The organism is Paenibacillus sp. JGP012 (assembly GCF_014203995.1).
GTDB lineage: Bacteria > Bacillota > Bacilli > Paenibacillales > Paenibacillaceae > Paenibacillus > Paenibacillus silvae.
This window is the reverse complement of sequence record NZ_JACHKG010000013.1, coordinates 1-15,807: the sequence shown is the minus strand read 5'-3', so window position 1 is coordinate 15,807 and position 15,807 is coordinate 1. Positions and strand designations below refer to the sequence as shown.

24 protein-coding genes and 2 pseudogenes are annotated in these 15,807 nt (G+C 38.9%); all 26 read right to left on the bottom strand.

Annotated elements, in window-relative coordinates:
* Nucleotides 1–4: 4 nt before the first annotated feature.
* The 26 genes and pseudogenes from HNR77_RS16530 to HNR77_RS16410 all read right to left on the bottom strand — a co-directional run bounded on the left by HNR77_RS16530 (nt 5) and on the right by HNR77_RS16410 (nt 15,520).
* The gene (locus tag HNR77_RS16530; protein WP_184186510.1) at nt 5–940 is read right to left on the bottom strand and encodes an acetamidase/formamidase family protein; all 936 of its coding nucleotides are present in this window, start codon (nt 938–940) and stop codon (nt 5–7) included.
* A gap of 102 nt (nt 941–1,042) precedes the next feature.
* Entirely contained in the window at nt 1,043–1,522 is a 480-nt protein-coding gene (locus HNR77_RS16525; protein ID WP_184186508.1) for a DinB family protein, read from the bottom strand.
* Nucleotides 1,523–1,601: 79 nt separating this feature from the next.
* A pseudogene (locus HNR77_RS29950) lies at nt 1,602–1,775 on the bottom strand (DUF5662 family protein); the annotation flags it as partial.
* Nucleotides 1,776–1,845: 70 nt separating this feature from the next.
* Complete coding sequence (locus HNR77_RS16520) at nt 1,846–2,358, bottom strand: DUF6886 family protein (protein WP_184186506.1); 513 nt, start codon at nt 2,356–2,358, stop codon at nt 1,846–1,848.
* 381 nt (nt 2,359–2,739) lie between these two features.
* A complete protein-coding gene (locus HNR77_RS29945; protein ID WP_221443881.1) occupies nt 2,740–3,327 on the bottom strand; it encodes a hypothetical protein in 588 nt (195 codons plus the stop codon).
* Nucleotides 3,328–3,443: 116 nt separating this feature from the next.
* The gene (locus HNR77_RS16510; RefSeq protein WP_184186504.1) at nt 3,444–3,962 is read right to left on the bottom strand and encodes a phosphotransferase-like protein; all 519 of its coding nucleotides are present in this window, start codon (nt 3,960–3,962) and stop codon (nt 3,444–3,446) included.
* Between the two features lie 96 nt (nt 3,963–4,058).
* On the bottom strand, nt 4,059–4,769 hold the full coding sequence (locus tag HNR77_RS16505; protein WP_184186502.1) for a metallophosphoesterase: 711 nt from the start codon (nt 4,767–4,769) through the stop codon (nt 4,059–4,061).
* A 55-nt stretch (nt 4,770–4,824) separates the two neighbouring features.
* Nucleotides 4,825–5,421: a class I SAM-dependent methyltransferase gene (locus HNR77_RS16500; protein ID WP_184186500.1), complete on the bottom strand. Its 597-nt coding sequence runs from the start codon at nt 5,419–5,421 to the stop codon at nt 4,825–4,827.
* 63 nt (nt 5,422–5,484) lie between these two features.
* Complete coding sequence (locus tag HNR77_RS16495; protein ID WP_184186498.1) at nt 5,485–5,784, bottom strand: hypothetical protein; 300 nt, start codon at nt 5,782–5,784, stop codon at nt 5,485–5,487.
* Nucleotides 5,781–6,326 (bottom strand): P-loop nucleotide/nucleoside kinase family protein, encoded by a 546-nt coding sequence (locus HNR77_RS16490; RefSeq protein ID WP_184186494.1) that lies wholly within the window; start codon nt 6,324–6,326, stop codon nt 5,781–5,783. Before HNR77_RS16490 ends, HNR77_RS16495 begins: the two co-directional genes overlap by 4 nt.
* 13 nt (nt 6,327–6,339) lie before the next feature.
* On the bottom strand, nt 6,340–6,786 hold the full coding sequence (locus tag HNR77_RS16485; protein ID WP_184186491.1) for a GNAT family N-acetyltransferase: 447 nt from the start codon (nt 6,784–6,786) through the stop codon (nt 6,340–6,342).
* Between the two features lie 56 nt (nt 6,787–6,842).
* A complete protein-coding gene (locus HNR77_RS16480) occupies nt 6,843–7,367 on the bottom strand; it encodes a YfiT family bacillithiol transferase (protein WP_184186487.1) in 525 nt (174 codons plus the stop codon).
* Between the two features lie 142 nt (nt 7,368–7,509).
* Nucleotides 7,510–8,133, bottom strand: coding sequence for an oxidoreductase (locus HNR77_RS16475; RefSeq protein WP_260410604.1), 624 nt, complete (start codon nt 8,131–8,133; stop codon nt 7,510–7,512).
* 162 nt (nt 8,134–8,295) lie between these two features.
* Nucleotides 8,296–8,748 carry a hypothetical protein gene (locus HNR77_RS16470; RefSeq protein WP_184186484.1) on the bottom strand — a complete coding sequence of 151 codons (453 nt, stop codon included), beginning with the start codon at nt 8,746–8,748 and terminating at the stop codon, nt 8,296–8,298.
* 9 nt (nt 8,749–8,757) lie between these two features.
* Nucleotides 8,758–9,177, bottom strand: a complete 420-nt coding sequence (locus HNR77_RS16465; protein ID WP_184186481.1) for an HD domain-containing protein — start codon at nt 9,175–9,177, stop codon at nt 8,758–8,760.
* Nucleotides 9,178–9,224: 47 nt separating this feature from the next.
* On the bottom strand, nt 9,225–9,686 hold the full coding sequence (locus HNR77_RS16460) for a hypothetical protein (RefSeq protein WP_184186478.1): 462 nt from the start codon (nt 9,684–9,686) through the stop codon (nt 9,225–9,227).
* Nucleotides 9,687–9,730: 44 nt separating this feature from the next.
* Entirely contained in the window at nt 9,731–10,210 is a 480-nt protein-coding gene (locus tag HNR77_RS16455; protein ID WP_184186475.1) for a hypothetical protein, read from the bottom strand.
* A 22-nt stretch (nt 10,211–10,232) separates the two neighbouring features.
* Nucleotides 10,233–10,583, bottom strand: a complete 351-nt coding sequence (locus HNR77_RS16450; protein ID WP_184186472.1) for a DUF3969 family protein — start codon at nt 10,581–10,583, stop codon at nt 10,233–10,235.
* Between the two features lie 116 nt (nt 10,584–10,699).
* Nucleotides 10,700–11,179 carry a DinB family protein gene (locus tag HNR77_RS16445; RefSeq protein ID WP_184186471.1) on the bottom strand — a complete coding sequence of 160 codons (480 nt, stop codon included), beginning with the start codon at nt 11,177–11,179 and terminating at the stop codon, nt 10,700–10,702.
* A 135-nt stretch (nt 11,180–11,314) separates the two neighbouring features.
* Nucleotides 11,315–11,962 (bottom strand): restriction endonuclease, encoded by a 648-nt coding sequence (locus HNR77_RS16440; protein ID WP_184186468.1) that lies wholly within the window; start codon nt 11,960–11,962, stop codon nt 11,315–11,317.
* A gap of 97 nt (nt 11,963–12,059) precedes the next feature.
* Entirely contained in the window at nt 12,060–12,500 is a 441-nt protein-coding gene (locus tag HNR77_RS16435) for a GNAT family N-acetyltransferase (protein WP_184186466.1), read from the bottom strand.
* A 93-nt stretch (nt 12,501–12,593) separates the two neighbouring features.
* Nucleotides 12,594–13,136: pseudogene (locus tag HNR77_RS16430) on the bottom strand (class I SAM-dependent methyltransferase); the annotation flags it as partial.
* On the bottom strand, nt 13,123–14,067 hold the full coding sequence (locus HNR77_RS16425) for a serine hydrolase domain-containing protein (protein WP_184186461.1): 945 nt from the start codon (nt 14,065–14,067) through the stop codon (nt 13,123–13,125). The gene HNR77_RS16425 and the pseudogene HNR77_RS16430, both read right to left, overlap by 14 nt.
* A 108-nt stretch (nt 14,068–14,175) precedes the next feature.
* Nucleotides 14,176–14,580, bottom strand: a complete 405-nt coding sequence (locus HNR77_RS16420) for a group-specific protein (RefSeq protein WP_184186458.1) — start codon at nt 14,578–14,580, stop codon at nt 14,176–14,178.
* Nucleotides 14,581–14,607: 27 nt separating this feature from the next.
* Entirely contained in the window at nt 14,608–14,829 is a 222-nt protein-coding gene (locus tag HNR77_RS16415; RefSeq protein WP_184186455.1) for a P-loop NTPase family protein, read from the bottom strand.
* Nucleotides 14,830–14,893: 64 nt separating this feature from the next.
* Nucleotides 14,894–15,520: a Type 1 glutamine amidotransferase-like domain-containing protein gene (locus tag HNR77_RS16410; protein WP_184186452.1), complete on the bottom strand. Its 627-nt coding sequence runs from the start codon at nt 15,518–15,520 to the stop codon at nt 14,894–14,896.
* Nucleotides 15,521–15,807 lie beyond the last annotated feature (287 nt).

Genomic DNA, 15,807 nt, shown 5'->3' with positions numbered 1-15,807 from the left:
TCGATTATTTGAAGGCATCATGGGGCAGGAAAGCATGTACACCCTTTACACCATTTACAATCTGGGTAATACGCAAGTCCACCACCGCACTTCCCAGTGCAATCGCTTCGACACGCTGCAAGCCGTATAACTCACCCATCAGGTTTAACATGCCATCCAACGCTTGAACTGTCGCCTCATTCAAATCTTCATGAAATCCGAAAGTAATCCAGCCAGATGGCGTATGCGCACGAGGATTCGTCAGCGGCATATCGTCAATGACATTGACTGTGATATCTACAAGCTCCATCGGACATTCTATTGCCTGACAACTCACTTCGCCATCACCCTGCCGTGCATGACCATCCCCTACAGCGAGATAAGCACCATCTACGGGGATAGGCAAATACAGCTTGCTTCCCTGCACCAGTTCCTTACAGTCTATATTTCCTCCACAAAAACGGGGTGGCCACGTCGTATGAATTCCTCCTGATTCGGGCGGCATCCCCACTACGCCCAAAAATGGACTTAATGATACTGTATAGGACCTACCCTGAACTTCACAGGACCCGCTCATCGAATGTCGATCAAGTGACCAATTCAGAGAAAGTTCTTCCACCTGTGTTAGATGCAACTTCTGGTTCTGCCAGTTCGGATATCCGCCAGCGGAAGTAAACCCGTAACTGCCGGGCACAATCTCATTGAATATAATCTCCAGCGTTTTCCCTTGCTTCGCTTCTTCAATGCAGATGGGACCAATTAAGGCATGCCCCCCATCCTTTTCACCTTGTCGCGAGAAAGGCTTCAAACGTTCGGCATAACTTACACCTGTTCCCCAGCCCGCGTCCAGCGTCTGAAAACGGATAGAGTCACCCGAATTAATGTTCAGCACGGGCTTGACCTCATTCGTAAATGAACCGATCAGATTGGCTTGAGATAATGTGATCGTATGAATGCTCATAACAATCCCTCCATATTGGATTAAAGTAAATAAAGCTCGAAGTACGCCGATCCATTAGCTGCATTCCATATACAAAGCCCTTGCCTACTATGTCCCTTTCCTTCACACTTCAAGACTGGCAAGATACCTTTTCAAGGGTTCCATATGATGCTGATCATGCCATATAAAATCTTTAAGGTATTGTGGAATATAAAACACGTTACCTTCTGCATCGATATACTTTTGATGAAGCCGCTCTTCCGATAATCCGCGAATGTCATTCATGATTTTATGGCGATATGTGATCGCTTTATCTACGATTTCCGCTGTCTCCGTGCGATTACCGTATTCCACAGCTTTGCGATTAAACTGATCAAAATCAAGATGCTTCAGCGTAATGGGCTGGTTCAGCGCAATCTTCTCAATGGCTTCCTTATAAAAATATCGATCCCATAACATGATATGGCTAACGATCGATTTTATCGTCCACTTCCCTTCTTCCAAGCTGGAATTCCAGATCTTCTCTTCAAGATGAGTCAGCGTTCTGACAAAGAGTGTCCATTCTTCAAATGCCTGAAGCAAATGTTCCATTTCCTTGGTCATTATATTTCCCCCTTCACCGTAAGCAACAGTTCAAGTGATTCTCTAGTCTCAGGGTGCAAAATAACATCTTCCGAATTTATCATGCGTTCTTCCATCTCATTTCTATGTCTTCATCTTTCTGGTTCGCATAAAACTTGACTGCATAAGGAAAGAATTCTTGAGGACAAAATTTGGATAAATCATGAAAAACACCCTGTACATATAACCCTTCATGCCAGCACTCAATAAAAACATTCAACTTATGTTCAGTTACATATAAGAAATACTTTCAGCAGGCAGAAAACATGCTCATCCCCTCCTAACCCGGCCATTCCTTTCCTCCCCTACGGTAACTTGGCATGATTAAACCGGTGTATCCCGAATTCCTGAAAATCGGACTTTAACACAGCATCTCTCAGAGGATATAGATTGGTTGTCATTCGCAATTCCACTCCTCTGGCAATAAGTCTCTCTACCAGATGGTCTATTTTCTCGATGCGGCTTGGTGTAATGACCTGCTCGGAAATATAATATCCTGCCGTTTCATCAAAAAGCCGGAAAGTAGCCTCCGGCAAGTGATAGCGATACAACGTCTGATTCACGATCCTTGAATACCACTCGCTCTCAACCGTTACAATGATGGCTGCATCCGTATGAGTAAAAAACAACTCCTGATGCTCATCGCTGATCTCTTCGTTCCTTCTGAGCACAATTCGCGGGCAGTCTCTTGGAAAATAATAGCTGCATTCGTGCTGCTCATCAATCGCCCAGACAACCGCCGGAAAATCAGGCCGATTCTGCTTGGCTCTCGGTATGAAAACGTCGATGTCTGCTTCTTCACTAAAATGATATAACATGAGATGCACCTCAGTGTAAAAGAAATTAGTTCTCAATCAGAGAGTTCAATCCTCTTCGGATTTCGTCCGTTAGATTGTCGTTTTCTAACAAACTCTTGACGAGATGTTGATCTACAATTTCATGGTTGGTTTGTAAATACGTTAAAATCAGTTCCGCTTTCTCACGCCTCCCCATAATATGATAAGCAACGTACCATAATTCAGGACTCGAAATGTTCATCCCCTGCCAGGTACGATCGGGAATACGGGATAAAGGCAGCTTCAGTATTTTCCCAGTGTAAACGGAATATCATTTTCATTTAATCTTTTGATTAACGGCATGATCTCTTGAGGATGCTTCATTTGTCGTCCCACCTCGAACTCTCTCGCTGTATACTTACTTCAATATAACATTTCAATCTGCTTGTACTCTTTTACCAACTCGTGATCTATGAACATCTTTGGATAGCTTTGCTTCGTAAGCAGCATATTCAATATATTCAACTCATAATACCATTCTCCCGTATCTGGATAGATATGCCTTCCGTTGTAGAGCACTCTTCCATATTCGTTCGAAGTCAATCCAAATGCCCGCTCGGTTAAAGTATGATTTTTCGAGTCATAGCGGGCGGGTTTGCCGCATTCTTGAGAATAAGTAAAGGTCACATCATATTCGGATTCACTCCCCTTTTTATCTATTTCAATACATCCGAGTTTCCACTTGTCTGCCCCCGGGTTCAAACGCATAACCTGGTCTTGGACCGTCTCCAGACCTTTCTTATTATGTACCATGACCACCTTGTGGTATGGCTGTCCATAGTCCGTGTCGTAACTGAACAGATTCTCCGGTAAGCTTAAGGCTTTCTCCATTTGGTTTCGTACAGCAGCATAAGGAGCCCCTCTCACTTCTTTTTCCCACCGCAAGGTAATGAATTGCAAAAGGAATCGTTCCTTTTTCATCAACCTGCCATGCTGTTTGCTATCCAGCATCTCTGCTTCTCCTTTCCTCCAGTCCCTCGAATAAGCCAAGAAGCTGGAACATCATGCAATAGACGCCCCAGCTTCTTTCTTGGATTCATTAGTTCAATTCAACCATAAATAAACCTTTATTCATTTTTAAATAGTGTGCTGATAATCATCTCTGCACATGCTTCAGGCGTATGCAGACTCGTATCTACCGAGTAGGTATACTGAATGTCAGAAGACATCATGCGATGCTGCTCCTCGGATTGATTTTCCCAGCGATCACCACGCTCAATATTACGCTGACGGCAGATATCAAGAGGGCAATACAGCTCGACAATATCCAGCGGATACCCTTCGAAAATCGTTTTCACTTGTTCATAATGCGGTGCAAGCTCCGGGCGTTCCACCAGAATACCGTCGATCAGCACATGCTTGCCATGATCCGAAAATACCTTTGCTGTGTGATACATCATGATGATGGCCTTACTCAGATACTTCCAGTAATCGGTCTGGAGATGTTTATCGCCAATCGTATTCTCGAATAAATCATTCGCCACCACATAGAAAAACGGTTCATCGTATGACTGCATCGCCTCTACAATCGACGTTTTCCCTGAGCTTGTTACCCCGTTCAAAAAAATAATTTTGCCTTTATTCATTATGTTATCTTCCTTTGCTAAAGTATGAATGTATAAATATTTTACATTGTGTACGGATACACACTGTAAAACGCTATTACACTGACAAAAATCGTTTTACGACATGTCAAAATGTTTTACCTCGTACGTATCATTTTGATAAATTAAACAATTCAGCTGCATTCCAGAGGCACATCCACCATCAATGCCTATTTTGTCTTCAGCGAACCAAACATCTGCTGAGCCATGAATATCTATCGTTTTTGTATGTCCAAAGATAACTTTTTTGTGAAGGCTGCTGAACGTGTGAGCAATAAATTTCTCTTTGATATACATAAAATCACGCTCTGGTTGATGCTTCCATTCACTATAGCCCGGATTCAAGCCTGCATGAACATAAATATGAGCGTCATCCTCGTAAAATAGAGGTAGTTTGCTCAAAAAATCAATATGATGACGGTAATTCGATTGAATGATTCCCCGAGCTTCTTCTATCATTTCCTGCGAAAAATCACGCTCTGGTTGACAGTAGCTTTGGAGCGTCGGAAGTCCGCCGTGTTTCATGAACTTTGATTGAATGGACGAACCTCCCTCTTGTATCCAATCAACGAATCGCTGGTCATGATTACCTCTTAAAGCGATTGCATGATGTTCATGCACTAATTGCATGACCTTATCAACAACTTCTTTACTACTGGGACCGCGATCTACGTAGTCTCCGAGCATAATCAACTGATCGTACTTTGGATTGTAATGAACATCTTCTAGCAATTGGTTCAATGCATCAATGCAACCGTGAATATCGCTAATCATGAGCGTTCGATTCATAGAAGCCCTCCAATGGATTATCTTTTAGAAGACATAAATAATCTCCAATGTATGTTCATAGTACCTTCTTGAGCTTCATACAATAAAAGCTGACATTAGAAAATCGGTTAAATTGTTCGATATGCATTAACTCAAACTTCAGCTCAGGCAGCAGCTCGAACAAATCTTCTTTTTTGTGGTATTTATCAAAATCCATATACATGAATTGTGCCTCTGGTTTTAACACCTCTGATATTTTTTGCAAGCATCTGCGGTATGCGCCAGTTTCTTGCAGTGCAGAGCCAATCATGGTAACTAGATCAAAATGCTTCTGAGGCAGCTTACACGCTAAAAAATCATCACATATAACAGTAGCGGCATTAGGATGGCCCTCCTTTTGTTGTCGGTATTTAAAAATGTCGCAAATCTCTGAATCAATATCAATGCTTATTAGAGAACCTGATCCGTTCAACAAGAATCCAATATAGTCGTCCCACTCTCCTACGCCAATGCCAACATTAAGTGCTTTCAGTCCATTGAAAACAGCAAAATATTTGGCTAAAAAATCACGTGTCTCCAGCTCCAGATACAAGCTTGCAGGCGATAGATTCCACTGATAGGCTTCCTGTTCTCTTATATGTAAATAAAAATTCAAGAGATGTTGATCGTTCATTTCGATCGTTCACCGCCCATTTGAAGATAAAAATATGACGTTTTCAGCGCATCTTCAATGAAATTACTTGTATTTCTCATGAAACTCTTTGTCTCTCAGCTTTATTTCAGTGATTGCATTGCGGAAGAAAGCTAGTTTGCTCAAAAAGTAAACTGCTCCGATCAAGATGCTGCCACCTCCAAACCAATAATTCAGTTCAAGATCCATCTCATAATCATACGGACTGTAACTTCCCGCTCCTGCGGATTGATAAGCAGCATACCCCAATTTTGGCATGACCTCTTCAATGGTTTTGGTAAGCGTTATTATAACGATTCCTAAGATGATCAAAATAAATGAAAAAACCATGGAGATTGGCTTCAATCTGGAAAACCTCCTTCCCAAATGAACCTTGGATTGTGTAGAATATGTTCAACAATTTCACATAATTGCTCTCTGCTGTACTGCTGCGTATAGAGTTTATATCGTTCCTTTAGCTCTGAGCACATCTTAAATTCCTCTAGCAAAAACAAACTGCGCTCACCCATCTGTTGATCTGCTGGTCGCAATTGATCTCTGTGTAACAAGGTACTCTGATCTGCCAATAAAACAACGTAAACGACTTGATACTCAAGGTTGGATAGCTGCTGTACAAGCCATTCTACTTCTGAAGGGAACGTAACATAGTCAATAACAACGTCATAATCCTGTTCTAACAGATTCCGAGTTATGCTCAGTATATTTTTCCATGTCAGATCATACGTCTCTTTACATAACCAGGGTTTTCCTCGTCCATTCACTAGAATATGACTGATATCGTCTCCTGAAATATAAGCACTTTTGCTTAATGTCTGAACAAGCTGTTGTGATGTCGTGGACTTACCTACCCCAGGAGGCCCGGAGATCATATATATGGTTTTATTCATGTTTGCTCACCTTCTATCTGTACATCTGGATATACCACATCTGGAATCCTAGCTCTTCGTAAAATGCCGCCGTATCTTTCCATCTCCGATTGGATGATCCAACCAAAGCCCGCTCAACCTGATGTTGCTGTGCCTGGTCTAATAAGCATTGAACAAGCTTCCTGCCAATGCCCTTCCTCCGATGTTCGGGATGGATGTATACCTCATGAAGTTCCAAATAAGCATCCGTTTGAGGAATGACCGGCTCTGCGTTCCTCTGCCTGATCTCTCCAAAGGCATACCCCACAATGACATCCTGCAGCTCCACGACATAGAAGTAATCATTCAGCTTCTTTTCTAATTTTTCTAGAGTCCAGGCCACATTTTCGTATCCCAAGGTGATGTCTTCTTCTGTCCAGCTGATCGTGAGATCGATAACTTGAGCAAGATCTTTCTTCTGACCCGTCCGGTAATGATACATATCATAGTCTCCTATTCAACACTGGTCGCTCTGCAAAAGATAAAATGAGGTATTTGTTAAAAATTCGACGCTGTAAAAGCTTTAATCTGAGCGATATGATGCTGCCCGTGCCAAACCAATCGTTGCAGAGCAATATCCAATGAGATTGTACCTAACACTTCTGTTCGAAGTTTTCGTTTATACTGCTCAGAATGTAAGCTGCGCATTAGCGTGACAAAACGCTTGTGCAATATTTCCAACAGCTGAATCGAATCTTCCATTAGCAGCTCCTGATAGTCGGGCAGGGATGCCCACAAATCTTCGCGATACGAGCTCGCCAACGGCTCCTCTTCAGTTAATGCTCTTTTGAATCTTATGTATGCGTTCATATCATTGTCTGCAAGGTGATGCACGATTTGTGTGATCGTCCAACCGCCAGTACGATAAGGAGTATGAAGCTGATCATCCTGAAGATGCTGTGTTACTTCTCTTAACGTCTTCGTGATTTCAGGAATTTGATCTATAATGCCTCTTCGATCCTCATTGGTGAATTCAAGCTGAGGAACAAAATGCCCGATCGGAAAACGGATATGATCATCCACGGTTAACACCTCACCATTCCTCTACTAGAGAACCAAATCATATCCAATATAACCCACAATGTTCCATTTGCGAAGAGTAAAAATCAAAAAAAGAAACAGCCCTAGTTCAAAAGCTGCTCCTTCATTGATTAATTTATAATATTCAAAAATTATACTTCAATTTCATTCTTTCATATAACTTGAAATTCGGATTCCGGTTCACAATTTCAGCAATCAACTCTTCCCATTTATCCTCAATCCACTTGGGACTTCGATCTTTCAAAGCCTGCTCGTTAAATTGACTATCAATATACTCCAGATCCTTTTTGAGAATTTCTATATCCTTGACCAGTTGACCACTTGAATCTTGTTCAAGTGACTGCTGATTCGAAACAATATCATCCGAGAGGTCTGCCCTTACATATCCATAGAAATCTCTGAATACGCTATATATAAGATTGCTTGATGATGATCCAAGCTCTTGAAAATCCGCATTTAGAAAAATAAAAGCTTCTTCGCCCACTTTTAACGTCACTGCCAGATTACCTAATGTATAGAGGACCGTTTCCTTTGAAGCATTGTTTTGCAAACTCTTCAAGACATAATCTACATTCTCGATAGATTGTTTTATGCCAATTTGAAGTCCATGATTTAATTTCAGATTATAATCTCTTTGTTGAACTTCCCTATATCCCTTCATTTGATAGTTAAAGAACAAGCTAATGATCAAGCCAACCGTTAATATAATAATTGCAATATTCTTCTTCATTTTCTCTCCCTTTTTCATGTGAATTTTTCGAGTCAAACTGTCAGGTATTGCTCTTGAACATCCTTCCCCATCTAATTCCAGCTATAATTAATATAACCCAACATGTTCCATTCGCGAACCGTAAAATAATAAAAGCAGCCCAGTGACTGCTCTATATCGATAAACTGTTCCTCTATATTACTATTTTTCACTTTGATCGTACCAAATTGAATAACCCTCAATGTTTGCTTCGGAGTGGTCACTAGCGTTGGATGTCCTGAAATATCTTGCGTGATAGGAATGTTCAATGGTTTCTTTATTTGTGTCAGTATTCACATCAAGATACACATTGGACATTTCCAATCCCCATTTTACACTGCGAGCCATCTCATTCATGTTATCTACTGTTGTAAACTCCTTTATTACCGTAAGCATTGATTCCAGTTCCTCTTTACTTGGTTCATTGCTCATGTCTATTCTGTAAGTAAGGTCTGGACGAGTAAACGTAAATTGGACTTTTTCGATTAGTGGAGAAAGTTGCTTTAAGTCTCTTGTTAGATCTTTGGTTAAATCGGTATCGATCTTGTGTGTAGTGCTGCAACCTGTTGTTAATAGTAGAAGTACACTTATGAATAATGGAATCCATTTATACATGCTTAACTCCTATCCCCCCTCTAATCTTTCCATTGCTTTTCTATATTTTTCGAGTCTATTATAATCGTGCTCCGTGGGATTCTTAATTCTGGATAAATTCATATTTTCTTGAATATCCGCGATCTTTACATTTCTTGCGATTCGATTCGTTGACGTTTTCTCAATAAATTGTTCGTAGCTATCCTCTTCCGATCTTGTCAATAAACCGATTGCCTTTACGATTTCTTCCGAAAATCCCAATTCTCTTAACTGTTCAATCGTGACTTCCGTATCTTCAATGACATCATGGAGAACAGCCACGACCTTCTCTTCGATGGTTTCCACTCGGTTCATGACAGCTAACGGATGTAAAATATACGGCTTTCCACCTTTATCAAGCTGGCCTTTATGGGCTTCTAACGCAATTGATATAGCTAATTCGATATCCAATATGATCAGCTCCTTATAACAACAGTATAATAAAATGCATGCTGCTTCTATGAATGACTTTCTTTTTCTAAAACATTGTATTTGATTACATCATAGAAAGATAGAATGTTATCTTCAGGACCGTTCATAAGCCGTTTATACACTTTATCTATTGGAAAGGCTTTAACGCTTCCAACCTGTAGATGCAGTACCTCGCCATCGCCAAAAACATTCTCAACATACCAGTTACATCTGTCCAGATTATGATTTCGTATCACTTCACCCAAATAAACACCCCATATCAATGCCATGGATTGAAGCTGATTTGTAGTGGGCTTGCGCCTGGTTATGGTTCTTATGACGGATTTAATCCATCCGGGGTTCAATTCCTTTGAATAATAATCCAGGATCTCTTCGACTTCGGTAATGCTTGTTTCTGAATAATCTAGATTTTTATGAAAAGATTTACCGTATTCAATTGCAGTTTCACAATTATCGTGAATAATTTTTTCGTTTGGTGATACTAGCATACATTCACTCTCCGATTAATTTTTCGATTCCATCCCTCTAGAAATTAAACTCCACCTTCTTCATCCCATGGCCATCGAATCATGCCACTTCCTTTTGAGTTTTTGATTACCTCTTCATACTCGCTTTTATTAAATATGTACTCTTCTATTTGATCAAAATAATGTACTTTATCCTCTTCCAGATCATCATTCAAATTATTTTGTGTTCCGAACCTAGACCAGATAACAGTATCATCATTTATTACAATGTTCACAGTTATAGCTCCACACCCTAAATCTGCGCAGGCAGGACAAATATAAATCGAATTTCGGTTATTAGGCAGATCAGAATCTATCTTTAAAAGCAACCGATCAACTTGCATTTCTTGAAATTCATGACTTCCCCACCCCAAACATGACACGAAATCATATTTGTGTGCAATCAAGTCAAATAGAGATTGGCCATCAATAATGATATCCGCGTAATTAATGAGCCCAGGATAACCTTCTCTTTGACGATTCCTAATTTCAATCTTTGAAAGCATCATTTTCCCTCCCCTGTTCGCTTTATTTAATCCAATGTATCCATTGTCCTTCACTTATTTTTTGTTCCATGATAAATGTCTTCAAGCGTTTCTCTATTTCATGCATCACTTTGTCGTACCTTCTTAAGTTCAATTGCTGAAGCAAGTTCAATTCCATCATGCCTTGATTAGTAATTTCTTTCAGAGTCGAATGAAGATTTAATTTTTCTATTTTTGCTAAGGTAATCGGACTAAATAGACGCTCTTCTGCCTGATCCCAAGTTAGAAGCTCTTCTTTAATCGCAGTTATACAGCCCAAAATCAGTATGGAGTAGAAGGCTTCAATTTCTTCTTTATCCGAAATTTCTATTTTAAAATTTATAATAATTCCCACCTATATATATTTCTCAACAAACAAGGTCTTCTCGCATCTCATTCCCATCATTGGACAAGATGATATTTATACCGTATTGAAGAAATATAGAGATTATTGTTTCACAGCCTAAAACACTATCTAGCTCGAATTTGTTTCTTTAACAGCATGATTTGTCCAATATGATAGGCATTATGAATACTTAGATTAGAAACAACTCCCCACCAAGGAGCATTGAAATATTCTGGCAGTTGTTTGGTGAGCTTCATTTCATCTGTTTCTTCTAAAACAATTCTCCAATCGCTAAATACATGCTCAAGTCGACTTAAAGTTTCCTTCCAGCCGGAATCAGTCAATTGATCCGGATCCAAAGAAAACGTCTCATCATTGTTAATCTCATGATTTAAGACAAATTCTCCAGCCTTAAAACGCCCAAGCCATTTCTCATTCCAGAAAATAAGATGATTTACAATGGACCATATGGTTTGTTTATTGTTATTCCCAGTGGCTGCTTCTTCTGCTGTTACATCTTTCAGTATATCCTCAAGAGAAAGAAACCAACTTTGGTCGTTATAACATGCTGTTAATTGATCTATTAAAATGGATTTATAGGACATTGAATGTTCCTCTTCTCTTCATTGATTTTCTTGTATTTTTGACCCTTCACCTAACGATCCTGTAATTATAGTTCATCAATATGTATGGATCATATTTTGTTATATTTTTCAATATTACTCTTATTATCGTATCTATCACTTATTCATCACTTTTTTTACATACTTCTCAGCCTTGTAATCCTTACGGATTTCATGGAGCGCTGTGGAATTCGATTCCGACCAGGATTCAAGTATCTTTCTGGGTTCCGCTTCAATTATCCTGCGGGCTTCAAAGGTATCGCCAGTTCTTAGGGCATCCATAATGTTAGATAAGTCAGTTCGGTCAATCAATTTTACATAATTGATACCAGCTAACGTTTCACAAGAATCTGTAAATCTCGATGTTGCAATGACAATCGCTTTTTTAGCCTTATAATATCTCATACAAGAAAAGACCTCTTGAACAGCGCTGATGCCTACCGGGTTATGTACAGCATATCTTTTGGCTTGAATGACATTCCTAACTCCATCTGCATCAGTAAAAACGACGTCAGCTCCAAAGTCACGACTACCGACAGTCTTATACACACCAGAATAGCCTAGCTCAATTAATAATCTATATATGTACATTTCAAAACCTGAGCCGTCCTCCATCCTGTCTATATCAGCTAAAGTAATATCTTTCAGATCGTAGTCATCTTTATCGAAAACAACGGTAACCTTTTGTTTTCTCCATAAGATAAGGATTAATATAGAAAACACAACAATCGCAGCAATAATCATCAGGAAAATAAAATAATCCATTAAATCTCCCCCCGTCTAAATTCCAGTACGACATTCCCATAAAACTGCGAGGAAATATTTGGTTATCCCACCGCTGGTATTACACATATTACTACCATTAAGTCTCCATTCTCATATTTGTGTAATATGGTTTAAATCCTGCCTTGTTCCAGAATCTCTTCCCGTCAGGGTTAGTCTCTAATACATCAATCTCAATTCTCTTTACATCCTTCAAACGCGTCTTCTTTAAGAGTTCAATTCCAGCAATTCCGTATCCCATCTTTCGACATTCTCGTCTAATACAATATTGTCTTATATACACTTGTCGTCCTTCACTATTATGTGAATTCACCTGATATTGATAGAGTACATATCCAACTACACCATCTTCCTTCATAATTAAGTCAATCTCCCAATCTCCGAAAAACTGACGCATACGTTCCTCCAGTTCTTTCATTCCCATCGGGTTGGAGCTTTTCTCATCTTCAATTAACTGCTTATTCATTTCAGCCAAAATAGGAAGATCACCTTCCACTGCACTTTGCAATCTAAGCGTCAAGGTTTCGACCTCCTTGTTATTAATGATGTTACTTGATGTCAATGGTGTTCTCGAATCAGCTAAATTTCGTTCTATATTCATAGTTAGCAGATATTATAATTTTCTTGCCTTAATCACAAACGTTACAGGAAGCACCTTTGCTCTCTTTGCCATATCGCTATTACCATCCAGCGTTTGCATAATCTCATCATCCGTTTCTTCAATCATTTGTTCAATTACAAATCCCGCTTTTGCTAACGCATTCACATAGGTTGATAACTTACGGTCCGCTAATAACAGTTCACCTTCATCAACAGCGACCGGATACCAATTTTCATCGAAATAAGTCTTTTTAAAAGTAAACATGCCATTGTCTGAAGCGACACATCTATGTATAGGATGAGACCAACTGAATATAAATACTGCATCTTTTTTCAGGTAAGAAGCGATCCGACTTAAAGTACCCTCCAGATCCGTGGTCCAACCTATAGCATAAATCGAATAAACATAGTCAAAATAACCCACAGGGATGCCGCATTCTTTTTCCATAGGAGAACAGATCAATTTTGCCGAAAGACCTCTTGCCTTCAATTGTTCTGCTGCTTTTTCGATTTGTTTTTCCGATATATCCATAGCCCATAACTCAGATGGGTTTCGCATGAACAAGGCATTCCTCAAGTAATCTTAATGGTTTCAATGAATCCTCATACATATCACTCGTTATTGCAATAACCATACTCAAGCTAGGGATTATACATATATATTGACCACCAAACCCTAAAGCAAATATCATTTCTGTGCTGCCTGCTTCAGCATTGTTGATATTAAGGTTTCTTACCCACCAATGGTAAGCATAATAACCGATAGCTTCATAAGTTAAATAATAAGGTTGTGTTGACCTTCTCAACCAGTCTGATGATACAATTCTTTTGTCTTTCCAGTTCCCTTCCTGCAAATACAAAGTACCCATTTTCAACATATCAACCGTAGTCATAGTTAAGCCGTCTCCGCCTCGGTTAATTCCTTTACTGTCCTCATACCACTGAACATTTGTGATTCCAAGAGGTTTGAACAGATGAAGGCTTGCAAATTCTATAGCTTTCATTCCTGTAGTCTTCTGCAAGATCGCTGTTAACACATGCGAACAACCAGAATTGTAATTCATCTTTTCTCCTCTGTCATTTTCAAGATTTCTTTCAAACACATATTTTATCATGTCTGAACTAAATAACATCGGAGTAGAATAATTCCATTCACCGAATTCGGGCCATTCAAATCCCGCCGACATCGTAAGTAAATCCTCAATAGTTATGTTTCGTTTTCTAGGATCGTCAAGTATATTCATTAATTCCGGAAAAAAACTGCACACTGGTTCTGCAATACTCTTTATATAGCCCTTATCAAGTGCAATGCCAATAAGTATGGATAAAATACTTTTAGTGCACGAATTTATTTTTTGAGGATTGTTTTCTATCTTACGATTTTTGTAATATTCAAACACTAAACGGTCTTCCCTCATGATTAGACAGCTTTTGATTTTTGCCTTTTTTATCGTTCGTGCAAATTCATCAAATATTTTCGAATCCATTCTATCATCCTTATCTGCATATTATTTCGTCTAATGTTTCTGAATTCACGAACACCAACGGGTTTGTTATAGATGTCAGCTTCATCTTTGAATTACAATCATATATGTTCAACAACCCACACTTTCTTGATCTTTCCTTATGTATTGTATTAATTCCTCTAGTGTTCCTTTGCATTTATGCACTCCATCTTGATGATAAAACACACTTGTCTTTTCAATATCATTTACTTCATCATTGGGTGAATATAAATATGTTTTAATACTGTTACCCAGTGCAATTCCTAGCTCAATATGACTTCCTTTACCTGCCGGTAATAAAACCACAATAAAATTTGACTTCTTTACTGCAGCCATCTCTTTCCGTCCTATATCTCTCATTTGATCTATTGAAGTTACTTTATCATTCTGAGTCCAATCATATGAATGAATAAAACCCATTCCCTTCAATTGATCGATTACATATTTTACATTTTCTACATTCTTGAGACTTGATGCAATATAAAATTTTTTCATGCGCATCTCCCGAACACCTTCCGTTTTTTATAGTTCAACAATCCAAGAGTCTTTTACAATTATTTCATTTAATAGTTTGTCACGAACCTCAGGAGAATTTTTCCCTGCCATTTCTACTGAACTACTCCACATTACCTTGTCCAGTTCATAGTAAGGAATGTCAAATTGCTTTGATAAATTTTTGGCTAGATATGTTTTACCGCTTCCAGTGGAGCCGATGATGTGGATTCTTCTTGGCAATTTAGTCATATTTTCTCCTTTCTTTAAACAAGTGATCTGTTACTTCGAGCTACTTTCAATGAATTTATGAATTTCATTGTGCTTGGTTCGTTACGATTGAGATATATTCTTCATCTTTAAGCCTTGTCACCTTACAATTCTCATTGGATTCAAATTCTACTATTCTCTCTTCAATTGTTTTATTAGTACTATCTTTAAATATGTCCTCTCTATCATAGTGAGGAAAAATAAGCTTGTCGGTTACACCTAATGCCTTAAAATCCGTTAAATCCATAGTGTTCATTTGTGGAGTAAAGAAATCGACAATGTTAATATTTGGCCCCAGTAGTAACGCTCCAGCACTTACTCCGACTATAATTACATTCTGTGCGGCGAGCGTCTTAATAATGTCGTCGGCCCCGCTTTTCTTCGCGTAATACAATAATGTAAAGGGATTCCCACCGTTGATATATATAACATCTCGATCTACGAGAATTTTCGGGTCATCGAATTCTATATCTACAAAATCGATATGCTGAAATCCCATGTCCTTGAAATCTTGCTTCGCCCTTTGCGCATACCTATTATTTTCTTTCATAGGGGAGCCTGTTGTAATAATAGAGACCTTTAATCGAGAAATATCTCTATCCATAAAATCAAGAAATTGATTTTTGATATCTTCAGTAATAAAACCGCAAGAAGTTAGTAACAATCTACTCATTAAAAATCCCCTTCCTTAAAATAATTCTTGATGCTTCGGACTATGCAGCAAACAGTTTCACATGCCAGAGAGTAGATGACATCCTTGGTGTATAGGTATTCTCATTTATCATGTCTTCTAGCACTTTTATACCTTCTTCGATATTCCTGTCATCTATGTCTGTCTGTCTTCACCTCTATTACTATTATATTTTTTCACGCGTGTTGAATAACCAATAAAAGGTAGAAAAAGAACCGCAACCTCGGTAAAATGTTTGTACCCCTACAAACTCCGAAAGGTGGCGGTTC

What these genes read in the sequence shown, in the direction of transcription:
- HNR77_RS16410 (WP_184186452.1), bottom strand. Translation starts at nt 15,520, where the DNA reads ATGAGTAGATTGTTACTAACTTCTTGCGGTTTTATTACTGAAGATATC.
- HNR77_RS16425 (WP_184186461.1), bottom strand. Translation starts at nt 14,067, where the DNA reads ATGGATTCGAAAATATTTGATGAATTTGCACGAACGATAAAAAAGGCA.
- HNR77_RS16530 (WP_184186510.1), bottom strand. Translation starts at nt 940, where the DNA reads ATGAGCATTCATACGATCACATTATCTCAAGCCAATCTGATCGGTTCA.
- HNR77_RS16455 (WP_184186475.1), bottom strand. Translation starts at nt 10,210, where the DNA reads ATGCTTTCAAAGATTGAAATTAGGAATCGTCAAAGAGAAGGTTATCCT.
- HNR77_RS16415 (WP_184186455.1), bottom strand. Translation starts at nt 14,829, where the DNA reads ATGACTAAATTGCCAAGAAGAATCCACATCATCGGCTCCACTGGAAGC.
- HNR77_RS16470 (WP_184186484.1), bottom strand. Translation starts at nt 8,748, where the DNA reads ATGTATAAATGGATTCCATTATTCATAAGTGTACTTCTACTATTAACA.
- HNR77_RS16475 (WP_260410604.1), bottom strand. Translation starts at nt 8,133, where the DNA reads ATGAAAAAGGGAGAGAAAATGAAGAAGAATATTGCAATTATTATATTA.
- HNR77_RS29945 (WP_221443881.1), bottom strand. Translation starts at nt 3,327, where the DNA reads ATGCTGGATAGCAAACAGCATGGCAGGTTGATGAAAAAGGAACGATTC.
- HNR77_RS16505 (WP_184186502.1), bottom strand. Translation starts at nt 4,769, where the DNA reads ATGAATCGAACGCTCATGATTAGCGATATTCACGGTTGCATTGATGCA.
- HNR77_RS16520 (WP_184186506.1), bottom strand. Translation starts at nt 2,358, where the DNA reads ATGTTATATCATTTTAGTGAAGAAGCAGACATCGACGTTTTCATACCG.
- HNR77_RS16440 (WP_184186468.1), bottom strand. Translation starts at nt 11,962, where the DNA reads ATGGATTATTTTATTTTCCTGATGATTATTGCTGCGATTGTTGTGTTT.
- HNR77_RS16490 (WP_184186494.1), bottom strand. Translation starts at nt 6,326, where the DNA reads ATGAATAAAACCATATATATGATCTCCGGGCCTCCTGGGGTAGGTAAG.
- HNR77_RS16420 (WP_184186458.1), bottom strand. Translation starts at nt 14,580, where the DNA reads ATGAAAAAATTTTATATTGCATCAAGTCTCAAGAATGTAGAAAATGTA.
- HNR77_RS16525 (WP_184186508.1), bottom strand. Translation starts at nt 1,522, where the DNA reads ATGACCAAGGAAATGGAACATTTGCTTCAGGCATTTGAAGAATGGACA.
- HNR77_RS16460 (WP_184186478.1), bottom strand. Translation starts at nt 9,686, where the DNA reads ATGCTAGTATCACCAAACGAAAAAATTATTCACGATAATTGTGAAACT.
- HNR77_RS16510 (WP_184186504.1), bottom strand. Translation starts at nt 3,962, where the DNA reads ATGAATAAAGGCAAAATTATTTTTTTGAACGGGGTAACAAGCTCAGGG.
- HNR77_RS16485 (WP_184186491.1), bottom strand. Translation starts at nt 6,786, where the DNA reads ATGTATCATTACCGGACGGGTCAGAAGAAAGATCTTGCTCAAGTTATC.
- HNR77_RS16445 (WP_184186471.1), bottom strand. Translation starts at nt 11,179, where the DNA reads ATGTCCTATAAATCCATTTTAATAGATCAATTAACAGCATGTTATAAC.
- HNR77_RS16500 (WP_184186500.1), bottom strand. Translation starts at nt 5,421, where the DNA reads ATGAACGATCAACATCTCTTGAATTTTTATTTACATATAAGAGAACAG.